The sequence below is a fragment of the Gluconacetobacter sacchari genome, assembly GCF_014174255.1.
Taxonomy (GTDB): Bacteria; Pseudomonadota; Alphaproteobacteria; order Acetobacterales; family Acetobacteraceae; genus Gluconacetobacter; species Gluconacetobacter sacchari.
The window spans coordinates 1-14,883 of the sequence record NZ_JABEQJ010000017.1; the positions used below are offsets into that span (position 1 = coordinate 1).

Sequence of the window (14,883 nt, forward strand, 5' to 3'; positions counted from 1 at the left end):
TTGCCATTCGCTCTTGCCGCGCCCGGTCTGGAACAGCGTGGCGCGGATCGGCTGCATGAAAACGGGATCGTCCAGGGCGACGGAGATATACTCGCCAGCCCGTTCGCCGATCCGTTTCCAGCCCGCCCCGACCTCCGGTCCGCTGTCGTTGTCCCCGAGATAGATGCGATAATCCGGCGCGTGTTCGGCACCGCTGTTCTCCGCCAGCACGAAGGTCAGTTCCGCGTCGAGGGAGAGCGTGCGCAGCCGGCCGGCAAAGCCCCCGGCAACACGCGTGAAGAAGCCGATCTGGGTCATCTCAACGTCCTTTCGCAGAAGGGGTGAAGGAAGGTTCGGCGGCATATTCCGGCCTGGATGGCAGCCAGAGCGGCGTCGCCCGCCCGATGACGGCCGAGACGGGAAGCAGGCCGAAATACCGCCCGTCGAGGCTGAGCGGCTCGGCCTCGTTCATGACGAAGACCTGACCGGGATCGAGACGCCGGCAGCCCTGCCAGACAGGCAGCGGGCGGCCTCGATGATCGACGGGTTTCGCGTCACCGGCGGGCACGCCGTCGATCGTGACGCGCGGACCGGACCGGCAGACGATCTGCCCCGCAATCGCGGTCACCGGCTTGAGCAACGGAACGCCGAGCGGCAGGTAGCCGCGCCGGGCCAGCAGCATCGCCGTGGCGTCTGGCAGGCGCAGGGCGACGACATCCCCGACCCGCGGTACGGGATCGGGACGCAGCCGATACAGGCCGACCGGAACGCTCGCCGTGGCGTTCCAGACCAGGCGCGGGACGGGGTGGACCGCCAGCGAGGCGCCGACGCCAAGCACGGCGAAATAGGTGGTGAAAAACCAGCCGCGCCGGGTCATGACGCTTCCCTCCGGCGCAGCCAGGCCGCGTGGCGTTCCGGCGTGTAGGGTCGCGGTTCCTGGCGGGCCGTCAGACGGTGATGGAGATGCCGCCAGTGATCGGGACAAGCGATGGCCGGGTCGATGCCCAGCGCCTCGACGCCGTCGATGGCCTCCAGCACGCGGCGCACCTTCGGCCAGCCGCTCTGGCGCAGCAGGCTCTCGCCGCCAGGACACACGAAGGGCACGGTCTGGCAGGCTTCCTGAGCCTCGACCGCGCGCACGATGTCGATGCAGGACACCACGGTCCCGAAATCGTTCGCCGCCCAGCGGATGAAGGCGAACACGCTGCCCGGCGTGAAGCTCATCAGCCGGCGGCGCCGGTCGAGGATCCGATCCTCGGCTGGATGGCCGAAGCGGATCCAGTGCTCGATGCGTTTCTCGATCCAGGTCAGTTCGACCGTGGTGAGCGCATAGTCCGTCGGCCGGAAAGAACGGGCGGTCATGGGACACCTGTCCCGCGATCCGCGACCGCTTCCTGAGCCTTTTTTCGCTTACCCCCGCGACCGGAAATGCGGTGCGCGAAAAACCGCGATTCCCTACATCTATTAAGACTCTTTAAGTTATGTACTAAGTTTCGACCGTCGGATTCCGTTATGTGACAAGGCGTTGCATGGGGGTTTTCAGAACGATCAAACGGTATGCCGTCACGTAATCCAACGGTACCATCCACATTTATTGCAACGGGATGTCGCACAGGCTTGTCCACAGGTCCGGTGGATTGTGCCGTTGCTTCAATCCGCAGATATTCCACGCCGCGAGAAACGAACACCGCGAAACGGTAGCGCGGGAAGGCCGTATTTCCGGCGATTTTTCTGAGCGCCGACGCGAAATCGCCCCGTTGCATCAGGCTCCCGGATTTTGAATACAGGAACTCCGTCTCGAACAGCCACTGCCCCCTCTGCCGACCGACATGCTTGCGGGCGATCCGGTACAGCCAGCGTTCGACGCCGCCGCGCAGGCGGAAATAGGCCGGATCGACGGTGAGCACGCGCGTCGGCTCGGCGATGGTATCGAGAAACCATTCCGGCAGCGTCAGCGCGACGCCATCGTCGCTGGAGACGCGCACGTCGCTGACCCAGGTGAACGGCTTCTCCTGCCAATTCGGGCCATTGCGGATTGTCGTCGTCACTGTGGTCGCCGCCAGGCGAGCCAGCGCTCCGTGGAAGCGCCGGTACTGGTGCGCGCCATCGGCCCAGCCGAGATCGGCGAACAGCCGCCAGGGCGTGAAGCGCACATGGCGCGATACCCAGAGGCCGTGGTTGAGGGCGTCGACGATCTGGCCCGCCAACCAGATCAGCACGTCGGCGTCCCAGATGGTCGCCATGCCGGTCGCTCCATCCGGGATTACATGCACCTCGGTGTAGCCCGCGCGGTAATGGATGGGCGCGTACCGGGGAATCTTCCCGAGGGCGAAGAACGGCCGCTCCATGAGGTCGCGCAGATCGCGCGGGCGGGCGGGACCGCTGATCACGAAGCGGCGGTCGGGCTCGCGCCAGCGCTCATCGCCGCCCATCACAGGCTCTCCCGCTCTTCAGGGGTGAGCGGCCGGGCTGGGAAGACCCGGCTGGACGTCTTGTCCGAGGGCGAGCGGCGCGCACCCTCGGCGGTCCAGGCCATCATGTCCTCGACGGCGTAGAGCACCCGGCCCCCGACCTTCCGGTAGAGCGGGCCAGTGCCGTAGGTGCGATGCTTTTCCAGCGTGCGGACCGCGATTCCGAGGAACCGGGCGGCCTCGCGGACACGCATCAGACGTGGCGTTTCCGTCATGACAAAATCTCCCTCTCTTGACGCGCCGGATCGGGACATCGGCGCACATGGAGAGAGGCTGCTGGACAATCGGCGGGCCGGGGATGGACGTTTTTGTCGGTGACAAAAACGTCCATGGAACAAAACGGAAATCCGTCCGTTTCGCTAGCCGAAGACCGCCGTTTGCCGCATCGGCATGAAAATCCCTTCCGGCAGCGGGGCTTTTCTGCTCCGCTGCCGGAAGGCAATGCGTGGAGACGCGACGCGATGGCAGGCGATGGGGAAATGCCGTGTTCAGACGCGGCGGGACAGCGGATAGCCCATGAGGTCGCGATAGCCACCCGCGATCATGCGGTTCGCCAGGCTTTCGAGGCGGCGGAACTGAGCCCGTACCGACAGGTCGGGCCAGTCGGCGGACCGGGCAACCGGCTGGCCGAGCAGCAATTCGGCGATGACGCGTTCGCCGACGCCGGCTGCGCGGGCGTCGGCCACACGCAGTGCGAGGATATGGCGGTCGAGGGACTGCCGGGACATTCTGTGCCACGGGCCGGGGTCGGAGAGGCCGGCGAGCACGCGCCAGAAGCGGATGATCTCGTGCGCGCGCAACGGGGTGAAACGGTCATAGGCGTGGTCGAAGGCATAATGACGCTGTCCGGGCCAGTGCCGTTCCATCCAGAGCTGCCAGGTGATGCCGCCGCAGACGCAGGAGACGTAGATCCCGTCGGGCGTTTCGATAAGACGCACCTCCGACAGGGCATGGATGTCCAGGCGGCGCGGCGTCAGGGTCAGACCCGGCGCGAGCGGCCGGATGGTCAGCACCGTCGGCAGGACCAGGCGCGACCACAACGCGGTCAGGGCGCCGAACGGCTGATCAGGAGCGGCGGCGAAATCGCGGCCCCCAGCGGCGGGCGAATGCCGCCTGCCGTGGGTCGTCGGGCGCCAGTTCGGACCATGCCCGTTGCTCGTCGCGGTAGCACCGATTGCGCCGCAGATATTCCCAGCCGAGTTCGGCCGGCGTCGCGTCGCGCAAATGCTGGTACTGCGCCTGGACCTGCCAGTCTGCTCCGGGCATGGCGCCCTCCCCCATTTGTATTGGTATGAGAACGGGCGGCACCGCCTGCCCGGACGGTCAGTATCCGGGCTGGACAAATGGAATGGGAAGCCCCGTTTTGAAGATCACCCGATCTCCGGGACGGATCGGTCCGCGTCCCGTGTCACACCGGCGGCGCCAAAGCCCCTCCCGGTTGCCGGGAGGGGCGTCGGAGTACTCAGTCCCCGTTGCGGCTGCGCGGGCGGCTCCAGACCAGGTTGAAGGCGCCGTTCTCATCCTCGAAGAGGCTGGCGAAGATCGGACCGGGAAGCATTGGGTCGTCCAGCTTCACGCTGAGATACTCGCGCCGATCCGTGGTGTGCTTGATCCAGGCGGCCCCGGCCTCAAGTTTTCCGATCTGGACCGGCTTTGTTGCGCAAATGCGAGTGCGGGATTCACGGAATGAATCTGGTCTGGTAGCTGCTTGTCATGAGCAAGCCGACGCCCCCGCGCTACCGAACGACGAACTGGTCCTCCTATAACGCGTCGCTGAAGAAACGTGGGTCTCTGACGGTTTGGTTTGACCCGTCCATGACCTGGGAGGGTCTTCCGACGGGGCGCCGTGGGCGTCAGCCGGGTTACAGCGATGCTGCGATCCAGACCTGCCTGACGCTGAAGGTCCTATTCGGCTTTGCCCTGCGACAGACGACGGGTTTTGTGGAAAGTCTCCTGCGTCTGGCCGGACTATCGTGGTCCGTGCCGGATTTCAGCACGCTGAGCCGTCGGCAGAAATCCCTGACGGTCGATATCCCCTATCGCGGTTCGGACGGTCCGCTCCATCTTCTGATCGACAGCACCGGGATCAAGGTCGAGGGAGAAGGCGAATGGCACCGGCGCAAACATGGCGGCTCGAAACGTCGAATCTGGCGCAAACTCCATATCGCGATCGACGAAGGATCCCTGGAAATCAGGGCCGTTGAAATGACGAAAAACGAGATCGGGGATGCCCCGGTCCTCCCGGTGCTTCTGGAGCAGATCCCTGAAGACGAGGACATCGCCAGCGTCACGGCTGACGGAGCGTATGATACGAGGCGATCCCATGAAACCATCGCCAACCGTGGCGCACAGGCTGTCGTTCCCCCTCGAAAGAACGCAAAGCCATGGCGCCCCACATCGGCAGGAGCCATCGCCCGAAATGAAACTCTGCGGGCTTGCAGGCATCTCGGACGTGCCCTCTGGAGACGATGGAGCGGTTATCATCGACGAAGCCGTGTCGAGACAAAGATGCACTGCATCAAGCTCCTGGGGCAGCGTCTGACAGCACGCGATTTCGACCGCCAGGTGACCGAAGTTCACATCCGGGTCGCTATCCTCAATCGCTTCACAGCGCTCGGAACCCCTCTCACCTGCGCCGTCGCATAACAGAAAACCATAAAAACGTTCAACACGACAAATCTGTGAATTGTGCAACAGAGCCTGTTCAAGGTCGTCCAGGCCCTCCGCCACGCCAGACGCCGCAAGCTCGTGCGGATGGTCGCAAAGCGTAAAGGCATGTGCGTCTGGGCGCCAGGGGACGGCGTCACGCTGCGCGTCGTTGCCAATAGCCCTTCCATGCCCGACTGACGGGCACTGCCAACGCTCTGCCAGTCAATCGATCAGCCAGGCACCCGTTGCTTTCTTTGCGGTGATCCTCGAGCCACGCCGCATGGGTTGCGTAGGCATCAAGATATCGTCCATCGACCTTCAGATGCTGGCCGCTGATCATGCGCCTGAGGCGAGAGAAAAAGCTTTCGGCAAAATTGGTATGCACTCCATCCCGACTGTAAGCTTGGGCGTGGTTGATCCGCCGCATGTCAAAGTCCTGTTCGAGCAGATCCCAGTGTGCTGCCTCGTCGGTCGCGACTATGGAACCGGGAACGATCCGCTCATGAGCGAAATCAACGCCCTGGGATTCCCGCAGAAACGTCCGTGTGAGCGTTCGGCCGTGTCGTTCGCGCAAGACGACAACCACGCGGCGCTTGTCGCTGCGATTGTCGAGACGCCGGCGATCGATGCGGTCTTCACGCAGGTTGGCGGGGCGGACATGGCCGCCGAAGAATGCACCGTCGACCTCGACCGTCCCGAACAGTCGTGCCTCCCGGGTCTCCGTGGCCATTGCCTCACGTAACTTGTGCATCAGCACGAATGCCGTCTTGTGCTGGATGTCGAGGTCGCGCGAGAGCTGAACAGATGACAAACCCTTGGAGGCATTTACGAACAGACAGATCGCCCCAAGCAAGTCTACGAAAGATAATTTCCGGGATGCGAAGATTGTTGACGTGCTCCCCGAAAACCGAGCCATTCTGAGTTGGAATTTTCCATTTATGATCCCGTACTCGGGATGAGGAGAGTTTCATGAAGGCATCGAAGTTCACCGGGGCGCAGATCGCGTTTGTTTTGAAGCAGGCCGAAGGGGGCACACCTGTCGGCGAGGTCTGCCGGAAGGCAGGCATTTCGGATACGACGTTCTACAACTGGCGGAAGAAATATGCGGGCCTGATGCCATCCGAAATGAAACGGCTGCGTCAGCTCGAAGACGAGAACGCGAAGCTGAAACGGATCGTGGCGGACCTGTCGCTCGACAAGGCGATGCTGCAGGACGTGCTGTCAAAAAAGCTCTGAGGCCTGCGCGCAAACGCGAACTCGTGGACAGGCTTCAGGGGGAGTGGAAGATCTCGACACGGCGGGCCTGTGCGGTGCTGCAGATCGATCGTTCCCTCTATGTCTACAAGTCGAAGCGCGGCACGCAGGCCGAACTGACACAGCGGATCCGGGAGATCTGCGCAACCCGTGTGCGCTATGGCTATCGCCGCGTTCATATCCTGCTGCAGCGGGATGGCTGGGCGGTGAACCCGAAGCGGATCTATCGTCTTTACAAGGAGTTGGGCATGCAACTGCGCAACAAGGTGCCCAGGCGGCGGGTCAAGGCGAAAGTGCGCGAGGACCGTCGTCCGGCGACGCACACCAATGATATCTGGGCAATGGATTTTGTTCACGACCAGCTTGCGACGGGCCGCAAGATCAGGATCCTGACCGTGATCGACACCTTCTCCCGCTTCTCGCCGGCCACGGATCCCCGGTTCAGTTATCGCGGCGAGGATGTCGTCCAGACCCTGGAGCGGATCTGCGGGCAGATGGGTTATCCCAGGAGCATCCGGGTCGACCAGGGCTCGGAGTTTGTCAGCCGGGATCTGGATCTATGGGCGTATCAGAAGGGTGTCGTGCTCGACTTTTCTCGCCCGGGCAAGCCGACCGACAACAGCTTCATCGAGTCCTTCAACGGCAAATTCCGGGCCGAGTGCCTGAACACGCACTGGTTCATGAGCCTTGACGACGCCCGGGCAAAAATGGAGGCTTGGCGTCAGGACTACAACGAGGTCCGCCCACACAGTGCCATCGGCAACAAGCCGCCGATATCGCTGCTGAACGGCTCGCCGGCGGATCTGCCGGTGGGGCCTTGAACCCGGAAGTTTCCAGTTCACGCTGGCCCAAAGTCGGGGAGCACTTCAGCCAGACCCCGCGCGCAAAAAAGATCGCCTGGATCGGAACCTACATCGGCGCGGGTTTCGCCGAAATCATCGGACTCGGCATCGCCCTAGCGCCCTCACTGTGGGTAGGGCTGTTTACCGAACAAGCGCCGGTCTCGGATTTCGCAACTACCTATCTGATCATTGTCGCGCCAACTTATGGCTTTATGGCGACAGGCTTCGTATTCGCCTTTTCTGCTCAAGGAGCTGGCCATGTGGTCTGGCCTTTCCTCGCCTATACAATACGCACACTGATTGCCGCGGGCGGCGGGATCTTGGCAGTTCAGGCATTTCATGCCGGAATGGCTGGCATTGCCGTAATCGTAGCGGTTTCCTATGTCATCTTTGCTCCGATATGCGGCATCGCTATGTTGTCGAAGACAGTATGGGAAAAACGTACGCCCTGAATATCGACGACACCGGCGAACCATAGCATGGTCCTGTAATCCCATGGGGCCATACACATTACGGGATTACCGGTTCGTTCAATACACCGGTCGCCAGTTCTTCTACAGCATGCGACTCACCTTGTTCCGCCCTGTCTGATCGTCACCAGCTTCTTGGACGCAGGCTTGACGACTCAACAATATTTCCAAGAAAAGAGAACACTTTCTGGCTAACTGCAAAAATCACATACTGACGACCAGAAAGCAGGCGCTCTTTACCTCAGATCTATAAAAAGCCTTCATGGCGTAAGCCACGAAGGCTATGCACGGGGCGAGCGTCCCATCATTGCTTACGACTGGACGCTTGCAAACCCCCGCACCTGGATCGGAGCGAGTTATGGTGAGACTTTAAGGCGATAGCGGGGCGCCGGTGTACCATTTTGAAATCCCGGCTGGAGTGCCAGTCGTGCTTTGTCATAGGCCTTCCATTGATCCTCATCGACCAGCGGCGGGATCGTCACATCCTCGCGCCGGTCAAAACCGACCAACGCTGCGTCCACCAGGTCATATACGTCCATTACGACTTGAGGTGGGAACATACCGATATCCATCCCACTCCTTTCCCAGACTTCCGTGCGAGTAACCGCGGGCAGCAAAGCCTGAACGTATACGCCTTTCGGACCGAGTTGCAGACCAAGCCAGCGACTGAACGTCAGTAGGTAAGCCTTGCTGCCATTATAGGCGCCATCCAGCAATTCGCTGACCAACGCAAGAACAGAGGCAACATTCACGATCGCGCCTTGTCCCCGTTCGGCAAAGGCATTGCCAGCCGCCGTCGCAAGACGCGTCGGAGCAGTCACGTTCAGCGCGATCAGCCGCTCCACGTCGGCTGCGGGAGCCGTGAGGACGCTCCCCGTGAGCGCCATACCCGCGTTGTTAACGAGCAGGTCGATCGCGGAATCGCCGCGCAGGCGATCCTCGACGCGCGCTACATCCTGACTTTTTGTGAGGTCCGCGCCGACTACGTCCACCTTACGAGACGTCTCAGCGGTCAGGCGTCGCGCGAGTTCCTCCATTCGCTCGACGTTGCGCGCGACGAGAACGAGGTCATAGCCCCGACGGGCGAGACGATCGGCGTAGGCCGCTCCGATCCCGCTGGATGCCCCGGTGACAAGGGCTGTTTTGCGTGAAGTTTCGGTCATGAGAGTTCTCCAGTCACTTGCAGAATGCAAGTGACTTGCACATCAATAGCCACCTCGCTATCAATATGCAATGGACTGCGAAAAAATCTCTGGCGGAAAATGCGCCATCGCCCATGGGGTCGCCCGCGTCGGGGATGCGTGGAGCATGATGATTCTGCGTGATGCGGGGCTGGGCTTTTCGCGCTTCGACGAGTTCCATAAAAGCCTTGGTATCGCGCCCAACATCCTCACACGCCGTCTCGCAATGCTCGTCAATCAGGGGCTTCTCGAGCGTCGGCAGTATTGCGATCGTCCTCCGAGAGACGAGTTTGTGCTTACTGAGGCGGGACGAGATTACCTGCCCATCCTGCACGCGCTCGGTGCCTGGACCCAACGGCATTTCGCTGATCGTCGGTTCAGCCGACTGGTGGACACACAGAGTGACGCACACGTTGAGCCTGTCGTCGTAGACCGTGCAACGGGCCGCCCCACCAGGGACATGGCATTACGACTCGAAGAGCCGGACCTCTCGAAGCGATAAATCCCCGCCCTCATTCTCGCCAGCGCCGAAACACGACGGAGGCGTTCACACCGCCGAATCCGAAACCATTCGAAATGGCATAATCAAAACACTTTTTCCGAGATTCAGGCCCTACAAGATCGAGTCCCTCCGCCAGCGGGTCCGGGCGGCTCAGATTCAGCGTCGGCGGCATGAGCTGATCGCCCAGCGCCATGACAGTGAAGATTGCCTCGACCCCGCCGGCGGCTCCGAGCAAATGGCCAGTCGCGGATTTCGTGGCGCTGATAGCCGGGCCGCCACCTTCCCCGAATACAGCGCGGATCGCGGCCAGTTCTCCACGATCTCCGACCGGCGTCGAAGTCGCATGGGCGTTCAGATGCCCGATCAGTCGCGGAGAGACGGCCGCCTGATCAAGCGCCGCGCGCATTGCCTCCGCGGCACCTGCGCCGTCTTCTGGTCCAGCCGTCAGATGGTAAGCATCCGCGCTCGTTCCGTAACCGACGAGTTCAGCAAGCGGTCGCGCGCCACGCGCCAGCGCGTGATCCAACCGCTCAACGACAAGAATGCCTGCGCCTTCCCCCATCACAAATCCGTCCCGCCCCTGATCGAAAGGGCGTGATGCCTGCTCAGGCCGGTCATTGTAGCCAGTTGACAAGGCACGGGCCGCCGCAAAGCCTCCAAGGCTCACCCGATCGATCGCCGCCTCCGATCCACCGGCTAAGGCGATGTCCGCCTCGCCCGCACGAATCAGGCGCGCCGCGTCACCCAATGCCTGGACACCGGCTGCACATGCAGTCGCGGGGGCTCCGATCGGTCCCTTGAAGCTATTCCGGATCGACACCCATCCCGCCGCAAGATTGACCAAGAAGGATGGAACCGTGAAGGGAGAAAGCTTGTCAGCTCCCCGTAATTCGACCGTCCGCACGGCATTGGCTATCGCGCCGAAGCCGCCGATTCCAGACGCGATGACGGTCGCGGTCCGTAGTTTTTCCTGCTCCGTTCGCGGATTCCAGCCGGCCTGACCCAGCGCTTCCTGCGCCGCGCCCAGAGCAAACTGAATAAAGCGATCCATTTTCTTGCGGTCCTTGACCGGGATCGTCTCCTCAATGTTGAAACCCGCGTCATCGGCGCGCCCCGGCACGAAACCGGCGATCTGGCAATCGACGCCGCGCGCGAAATCCTCGGCAACGCGCTGGATACCCGACTGACCGCGCAAAAGGCGGCGCCAGACCGCGTCCACACCGCAGCCGAGCGGAGATACGATACCCATACCAGTTATAACAATTCGCATGATATTCTTTCTGAATTCGGTAAGCGGGTGCCCGACCGCGACGCGTCTATGTGGGGCCAGTCGCAACCATGGTTTCTTCATCTTCGGGCCGGATGCGATACCAGATTGCATAGAGCGCCGGCAGGAACATCAGGATCAGCCCCGTGCCGGCCGCCGTGCCGCCGATCAGCGTATAGGCCAGCGATCCCCAGAACACCGATTCCGTCAGCGGGATAAAGGCCAGCACCGCCGCCAGCGCCGTCAGGATGACCGGGCGGGCACGCTGCACGGTCGCCTCGACCACCGCATGGAACGGATCGAGCCCCGCCGCCTGATTGACCTTGATCTGTCCGATCAGAATCAACGTGTTGCGCATCAGGATGCCCGACAGGCCGATCAGGCCCAGGATCGCGTTGAAGCCGAACGGCTGATGAAAGATCAGCAGGGTCGGCACGGTCCCGATCAGCCCCAGCGGGGCCGTCAGGAACACCATGAACATGCCGGAGATGGACCGGGTCTCGAACACCAGGACGATCAGGGTCAGCAGGACCATCACCGGAAAGATCGGCACCAGGGCCTTGTTTGCCTTTCCGGATTCTTCCGCGTTGCCGCCGGCCTCAATACGATAGCCGGGGGGCAGCGTCGCACGGACCGGCGCCAAAGCCTGATCGACCTCCGCCGTGACCTGCGGCGGTTGCAGGTTTTCGTCGATATCGCTCTGTACCGTGATCGTCGGTATCCGGTCGCGCCGACGCAGGATAGGGTCTTCGGCACGGATCTCGACATGACCGATCTGGCTGAGCGGTATCAATTGGCCCGTGCGGTTGCTGATGGTCATGTCACCCAGCTTCGCCGGGTCCAGACGATCGGGTCCCGCGCTGCGAACCACGAGATCGACGGTCCGGACGTCCTCGCGAACCTGCGTGACCGGCAGGCCCAGTAGCAGGAACTGGATCTGTTCGGATGCTTCCTGGGGGGACAGGCCGATCAGTTGCAGGCGCGCCTGATCCAGCACGAAATGCGCCGTCGGTACGCGCTCACCCCAATCGGTATTGACGTCACGTGTATGGGGATTATTCCGCATGATTGTGCCGAGCTGGGCCGCGATATCGCGCACCCGATCCACATCGGGTCCCATGACACGGAACATGACCGGGAAATGGGTGTAGGGGCCGAAGACGAACTGCGTCACGCGGATCCGGGCTTCAGGCGCCATCCCCTGGGCCACGGCTTGCCGCATACGATCGCGCAAGCGGTCGCGATCCTGCGCACTCGGTGTCAGGACGACGATCTTCGCAAAGGAAGGGTCGGGCAGTTCCGGGTTGTACGCCAGGAAGAAACGCGGTGCGCCGGCACCCACATAACTGGTGACGATCCTTGCCTCAGGCTGTGTCTTCAACCACGCCTCCACACGGGCCGTGACCCGCGTGGTGGTTTCGATACTGGTGCCCTCCGGCATCTGCACCTCGGCCAGCAGTTCCGGGCGGTCCGAACTGGGGAAGAATTGCTGCCGAACAGAGCCCATCCCGATGAAGGCAAGCAGGAACAACGCCAGCACCGCTCCCCCGACCATGAACTTGCGGCGCACGACCCACACGACCAGGCGCCGGAAGCGACGGTAATTGGGCGTGGCGTAGATATGTTCGTAGGCGCCATCGACCCGCTTGATATCCGGCAACAGCTTGACGCCGAGATAGGGCGTGAACACCACGGCCACGAACCAGGAGGTCAGCAGTGCATAGCCGACGATCCAGAAAATGTTGCCGGCATACTCGCCGGCGGTCGAGCGCGCGAAGCCGACCGGGGTGAAACCGATGATCGTGACCAGCGTGCCGGCCAGCATCGGAGCCGCCGTGTGGCTCCAGGCATAGGCGGCGGCCTTCGTGCGTTCGTACCCTTCCTCCAGCTTCACCACCATCATTTCGATCGCGATGATCGCGTCATCGACCAGAAGACCCAGCGAGATGATCAGCGCTCCCAGCGTGATGCGATCCAGCGCCCGCCCGGTCACCAGCATGATGACCATCACGATCGACAGTGTCAGCGGCACAGCAGCCGCAACGACGATGCCGACCCGCCAGCCCAGGCTGACCAGGCTGACAACCATCACCACCGCGAGCGCCACGAAGAATTTCAGCATGAACTCGCCAACGGCGGCATGAATGATGCCGGCCTGATCGACAATTTTCGTCAATGTAACCCCAACGGGCAGCCCTGCTCCCAGCGTCTTCTCTGCGGCGGCCAGGGACTGTCCGAGCTTCAGCCCATTCCAGTGATCCTGCATCACGACGTTCAGGATGAGCGTCTGCTGCCCGCTATGACGGACGAGATAGGTCGGCGGGTCCTCATACCCCCGCTCCACCGTCGCGATGTCCGAGATCTTGAAAGCCCTGCCGCCCGCCGCGATGGGGATGTCGCGAATTTTCTCCAGGTCGTCCAGCGCGCCGTCCAGCCGCACGAAGACCTGCGGGCCATGTGTATCGATCGAGCCGGCGGCCGTCACCGCATTCTGACGCTGAAGTGCCGCGAACACGTCCTGGGCGCTGATCCCGAGCGTGACCAGTCTGGCATTGGAAAAATTGACGAAGATCTGCTCCGGCCGTTCTCCGACAATATCGACCTTGCGCACGCCCGGCACATGCAGCAGGCGCTGCCGCACCGTTTCCGCCTGACGGACCAGCAGGCGTTCGGGCAATCCATGACCGTCCAGCGCATAGACCGCAAAATCGACATCGGAATATTCGTCATTAACGAACGGTCCCTGCACGCCTTTCGGCAGAAGGGGCATGGTGTCGTACAGCTTCTTGCGCGTCTGGTAGAATTGCTCGGGAACGGCGGCAGGCGGCGTGTTGTCCCTGAGCGTAACCATCATCAGCGCCAGGCCCGGCCGGGTCAATGTTTCCACCCGGTCGTACCATTGCAGTTCCTGCACGCGCTTTTCCAGCGGATCGGCCACCAGATCCTGCATTTCCTGCGCCGTGGCACCCGGCCAGACAGCGGTCGCCGTCAGGGTCTTGACCGTAAAAGGCGGATCCTCGGCACGGCCGAGACTGAAGAACGCGTAGGCGCCAGACAAAGCCAGTGCCACGATCAGGAACAATGTGATCCCGCGCTCGCGCACCGCGAGGGCGGACAGGTTGAATCCGCTCATTGCATCGCGACCTTTGTCGAGGCGATCTGGACACGCTCGCCGATATGCAACTCGTGACCGCCGGCCGCCGCGATCAGCATGCCCGGGCGAAGATCCGCACCGGGAACGACCGTCGCCGTCTCCTCGCCGATATGTGCGATCTGTACCGGATGAAAGCTGACCGTCGATGCCCGGCCATCCACGCTCCAGACGCCGGGCCCCTTGCCCTCGTCATCGACGGCGCCCAACGGTACGACGAGCGCGGTCGGATCGTCGCTGGCTTCAGGCAGGTGGACACGCACCGTCGCCCCCAGCGGCGCGTCCGCGCCTGGCCCGTCCATGACGTAACGGGCCTCGAACGTGCGGGTACGCGGGTCGGCGGCGTCGGACAATTGCCGCAGATGCGCGGACACACGGGAACCCTCGTCATACAGTTCGGCTTCCGCCGCGGAATGCAGGATCGGACGCACCCCTTCCGGCAGGTCGATTGCGGCCTCGCGCGGGCCGGCATGTGCCAGCACGATCACGGTCTGGCCGGCCGCGACGACATGCCCCGGTTCCGCCAGGGTCTGGACGACGACACCGTCTTCATCCGCCCGCAGCAGGGAATAATCGTCCTGGTTGCGGGCGATCTTCTCCTGCGCGATCGCCGCATCCAGTTGCGCGCGGGCGCTGTCCGCTGCGGCTTTCACCTGATCGTAGGCCGAGGCTGCCACAGCACCGGTCGCGACTAGACCGCGATAACGGCGCTCATCGGCGGCCGCCTGGACCCAGCGGGCATGCAACGATGCGACGCCGCCGATTTGGGTCGTCACGGCATGGAGATAATCCGTCGGGTCCAAACGCATCAGCACTTGCCCTTTGGACACAGTCTGCCCGGTGTCGACCAGGCGTTCGACGATCTTGCCGGAAACGCGAAAGCCTAGATCACTTTGGACTCGGGCCGCTACGACCCCTGTGTAGACATGCTCGGCTGTCGTTGCGGACTCGATCCGCACCGTCTCCACGATACGTTCAGCCGTGCGCGGATCAGGATCATCTTTGGGCTTGCAGGCCGACAGCCCGAATGCGGTGCAGATGCCGGCCGCTGCAAGAAGGGATAGGCGTGTTCCAGCCATGTTCGGGCTCCCAACGGGTTTGGAAGCCCAAATTGTAC

At 62.6% G+C, this 14,883-nt stretch carries 16 protein-coding genes and 1 pseudogene; 4 read left to right on the forward strand and 13 right to left on the reverse strand.

Features of this window, described 5'->3' with window-relative positions:
- From HLH48_RS13195 to HLH48_RS13230, 8 genes are all read right to left on the reverse strand, one after another.
- Positions 1-297 (reverse strand): DUF736 domain-containing protein (locus HLH48_RS13195; RefSeq protein ID WP_182997991.1); only part of this gene is annotated, 297 nt, incomplete at its 3' end.
- Between the two features lies 1 nt (position 298).
- Positions 299-856, reverse strand: coding sequence for a S26 family signal peptidase (locus HLH48_RS13200; RefSeq protein ID WP_182997992.1), 558 nt, complete (start codon positions 854-856; stop codon positions 299-301).
- On the reverse strand, positions 853-1,341 hold the full coding sequence (locus HLH48_RS13205; RefSeq protein WP_182997993.1) for a DUF2840 domain-containing protein: 489 nt from the start codon (positions 1,339-1,341) through the stop codon (positions 853-855). The genes HLH48_RS13200 and HLH48_RS13205 overlap by 4 nt, the downstream gene beginning before the upstream one ends.
- A complete protein-coding gene (locus tag HLH48_RS13210) occupies positions 1,338-2,411 on the reverse strand; it encodes a replication initiator protein A (protein WP_182997994.1) in 1,074 nt (357 codons plus the stop codon). Before HLH48_RS13210 ends, HLH48_RS13205 begins: the two co-directional genes overlap by 4 nt.
- Positions 2,411-2,665, reverse strand: coding sequence for a helix-turn-helix transcriptional regulator (locus HLH48_RS13215; RefSeq protein WP_182997995.1), 255 nt, complete (start codon positions 2,663-2,665; stop codon positions 2,411-2,413). The genes HLH48_RS13210 and HLH48_RS13215 overlap by 1 nt, the downstream gene beginning before the upstream one ends.
- 273 nt (positions 2,666-2,938) lie before the next feature.
- Positions 2,939-3,490 carry a DUF2285 domain-containing protein gene (locus tag HLH48_RS13220; RefSeq protein WP_182997996.1) on the reverse strand — a complete coding sequence of 184 codons (552 nt, stop codon included), beginning with the start codon at positions 3,488-3,490 and terminating at the stop codon, positions 2,939-2,941.
- 25 nt (positions 3,491-3,515) lie between these two features.
- Complete coding sequence (locus HLH48_RS13225; protein WP_182997997.1) at positions 3,516-3,716, reverse strand: transcriptional regulator domain-containing protein; 201 nt, start codon at positions 3,714-3,716, stop codon at positions 3,516-3,518.
- Between the two features lie 196 nt (positions 3,717-3,912).
- Positions 3,913-4,116, reverse strand: coding sequence for a DUF736 family protein (locus HLH48_RS13230; RefSeq protein WP_182998057.1), 204 nt, complete (start codon positions 4,114-4,116; stop codon positions 3,913-3,915).
- 47 nt (positions 4,117-4,163) lie between these two features.
- On the opposite strand from HLH48_RS13230, the gene HLH48_RS13235 reads away from it, so the two are divergent.
- Positions 4,164-5,096 (forward strand): IS5 family transposase, encoded by a 933-nt coding sequence (locus HLH48_RS13235; protein ID WP_182997998.1) that lies wholly within the window; start codon positions 4,164-4,166, stop codon positions 5,094-5,096.
- Between the two features lie 157 nt (positions 5,097-5,253).
- On the opposite strand, the pseudogene HLH48_RS13240 reads toward HLH48_RS13235, so the two are convergent.
- Positions 5,254-6,009, reverse strand: a pseudogene (locus HLH48_RS13240) (IS1595 family transposase); the annotation flags it as partial.
- A 59-nt stretch (positions 6,010-6,068) separates the two neighbouring features.
- Between HLH48_RS13240 and HLH48_RS13245 the strand changes: the two are divergent.
- Positions 6,069-7,174 (forward strand): IS3 family transposase gene (locus HLH48_RS13245; RefSeq protein WP_182997999.1). Its coding sequence is split into 2 segments (ribosomal slippage): positions 6,069-6,321 and positions 6,321-7,174, totalling 1,107 coding nucleotides; the frame shifts between segments, so codons are not numbered across the junction.
- Positions 7,171-7,647 carry an MATE family efflux transporter gene (locus tag HLH48_RS13250; protein WP_182998000.1) on the forward strand — a complete coding sequence of 159 codons (477 nt, stop codon included), beginning with the start codon at positions 7,171-7,173 and terminating at the stop codon, positions 7,645-7,647. The genes HLH48_RS13245 and HLH48_RS13250 overlap by 4 nt, the downstream gene beginning before the upstream one ends.
- A 374-nt stretch (positions 7,648-8,021) precedes the next feature.
- On the opposite strand, the gene HLH48_RS13255 is transcribed toward HLH48_RS13250, so the two are convergent.
- A complete protein-coding gene (locus tag HLH48_RS13255) occupies positions 8,022-8,828 on the reverse strand; it encodes an SDR family NAD(P)-dependent oxidoreductase (protein ID WP_182998001.1) in 807 nt (268 codons plus the stop codon).
- Between the two features lie 70 nt (positions 8,829-8,898).
- Here HLH48_RS13255 and HLH48_RS13260 point away from each other — a divergent pair, with 70 nt between their 5' ends.
- Positions 8,899-9,348 carry a winged helix-turn-helix transcriptional regulator gene (locus HLH48_RS13260; RefSeq protein WP_182998002.1) on the forward strand — a complete coding sequence of 150 codons (450 nt, stop codon included), beginning with the start codon at positions 8,899-8,901 and terminating at the stop codon, positions 9,346-9,348.
- A 10-nt stretch (positions 9,349-9,358) separates the two neighbouring features.
- On the opposite strand, the gene fabF is transcribed toward HLH48_RS13260, so the two are convergent.
- Genes fabF through HLH48_RS13275 form a run of 3 tightly spaced genes read right to left on the reverse strand, consistent with a single transcriptional unit; the run spans position 9,359 to position 14,845 of the window.
- Positions 9,359-10,618: a beta-ketoacyl-ACP synthase II gene (gene fabF, locus HLH48_RS13265; RefSeq protein WP_182998003.1), complete on the reverse strand. Its 1,260-nt coding sequence runs from the start codon at positions 10,616-10,618 to the stop codon at positions 9,359-9,361.
- 46 nt (positions 10,619-10,664) lie between these two features.
- Positions 10,665-13,748 carry an efflux RND transporter permease subunit gene (locus tag HLH48_RS13270; RefSeq protein ID WP_182998004.1) on the reverse strand — a complete coding sequence of 1,028 codons (3,084 nt, stop codon included), beginning with the start codon at positions 13,746-13,748 and terminating at the stop codon, positions 10,665-10,667.
- On the reverse strand, positions 13,745-14,845 hold the full coding sequence (locus tag HLH48_RS13275; RefSeq protein ID WP_182998005.1) for an efflux RND transporter periplasmic adaptor subunit: 1,101 nt from the start codon (positions 14,843-14,845) through the stop codon (positions 13,745-13,747). Before HLH48_RS13275 ends, HLH48_RS13270 begins: the two co-directional genes overlap by 4 nt.
- Positions 14,846-14,883: the final 38 nt, after the last annotated feature.

Bases quoted from the DNA above. Each gene is read 5' to 3' on its own strand.
- HLH48_RS13270 (WP_182998004.1), bottom strand. From the start codon at position 13,748: ATGAGCGGATTCAACCTGTCCGCCCTCGCGGTGCGCGAGCGCGGGATC.
- HLH48_RS13275 (WP_182998005.1), bottom strand. From the start codon at position 14,845: ATGGCTGGAACACGCCTATCCCTTCTTGCAGCGGCCGGCATCTGCACC.
- fabF (WP_182998003.1), bottom strand. From the start codon at position 10,618: ATGCGAATTGTTATAACTGGTATGGGTATCGTATCTCCGCTCGGCTGC.
- HLH48_RS13225 (WP_182997997.1), bottom strand. From the start codon at position 3,716: ATGCCCGGAGCAGACTGGCAGGTCCAGGCGCAGTACCAGCATTTGCGC.
- HLH48_RS13255 (WP_182998001.1), bottom strand. From the start codon at position 8,828: ATGACCGAAACTTCACGCAAAACAGCCCTTGTCACCGGGGCATCCAGC.
- HLH48_RS13235 (WP_182997998.1), top strand. From the start codon at position 4,164: ATGAGCAAGCCGACGCCCCCGCGCTACCGAACGACGAACTGGTCCTCC.
- HLH48_RS13205 (WP_182997993.1), bottom strand. From the start codon at position 1,341: ATGACCGCCCGTTCTTTCCGGCCGACGGACTATGCGCTCACCACGGTC.
- HLH48_RS13210 (WP_182997994.1), bottom strand. From the start codon at position 2,411: ATGGGCGGCGATGAGCGCTGGCGCGAGCCCGACCGCCGCTTCGTGATC.
- HLH48_RS13200 (WP_182997992.1), bottom strand. From the start codon at position 856: ATGACCCGGCGCGGCTGGTTTTTCACCACCTATTTCGCCGTGCTTGGC.
- HLH48_RS13260 (WP_182998002.1), top strand. From the start codon at position 8,899: ATGGACTGCGAAAAAATCTCTGGCGGAAAATGCGCCATCGCCCATGGG.
- HLH48_RS13215 (WP_182997995.1), bottom strand. From the start codon at position 2,665: ATGACGGAAACGCCACGTCTGATGCGTGTCCGCGAGGCCGCCCGGTTC.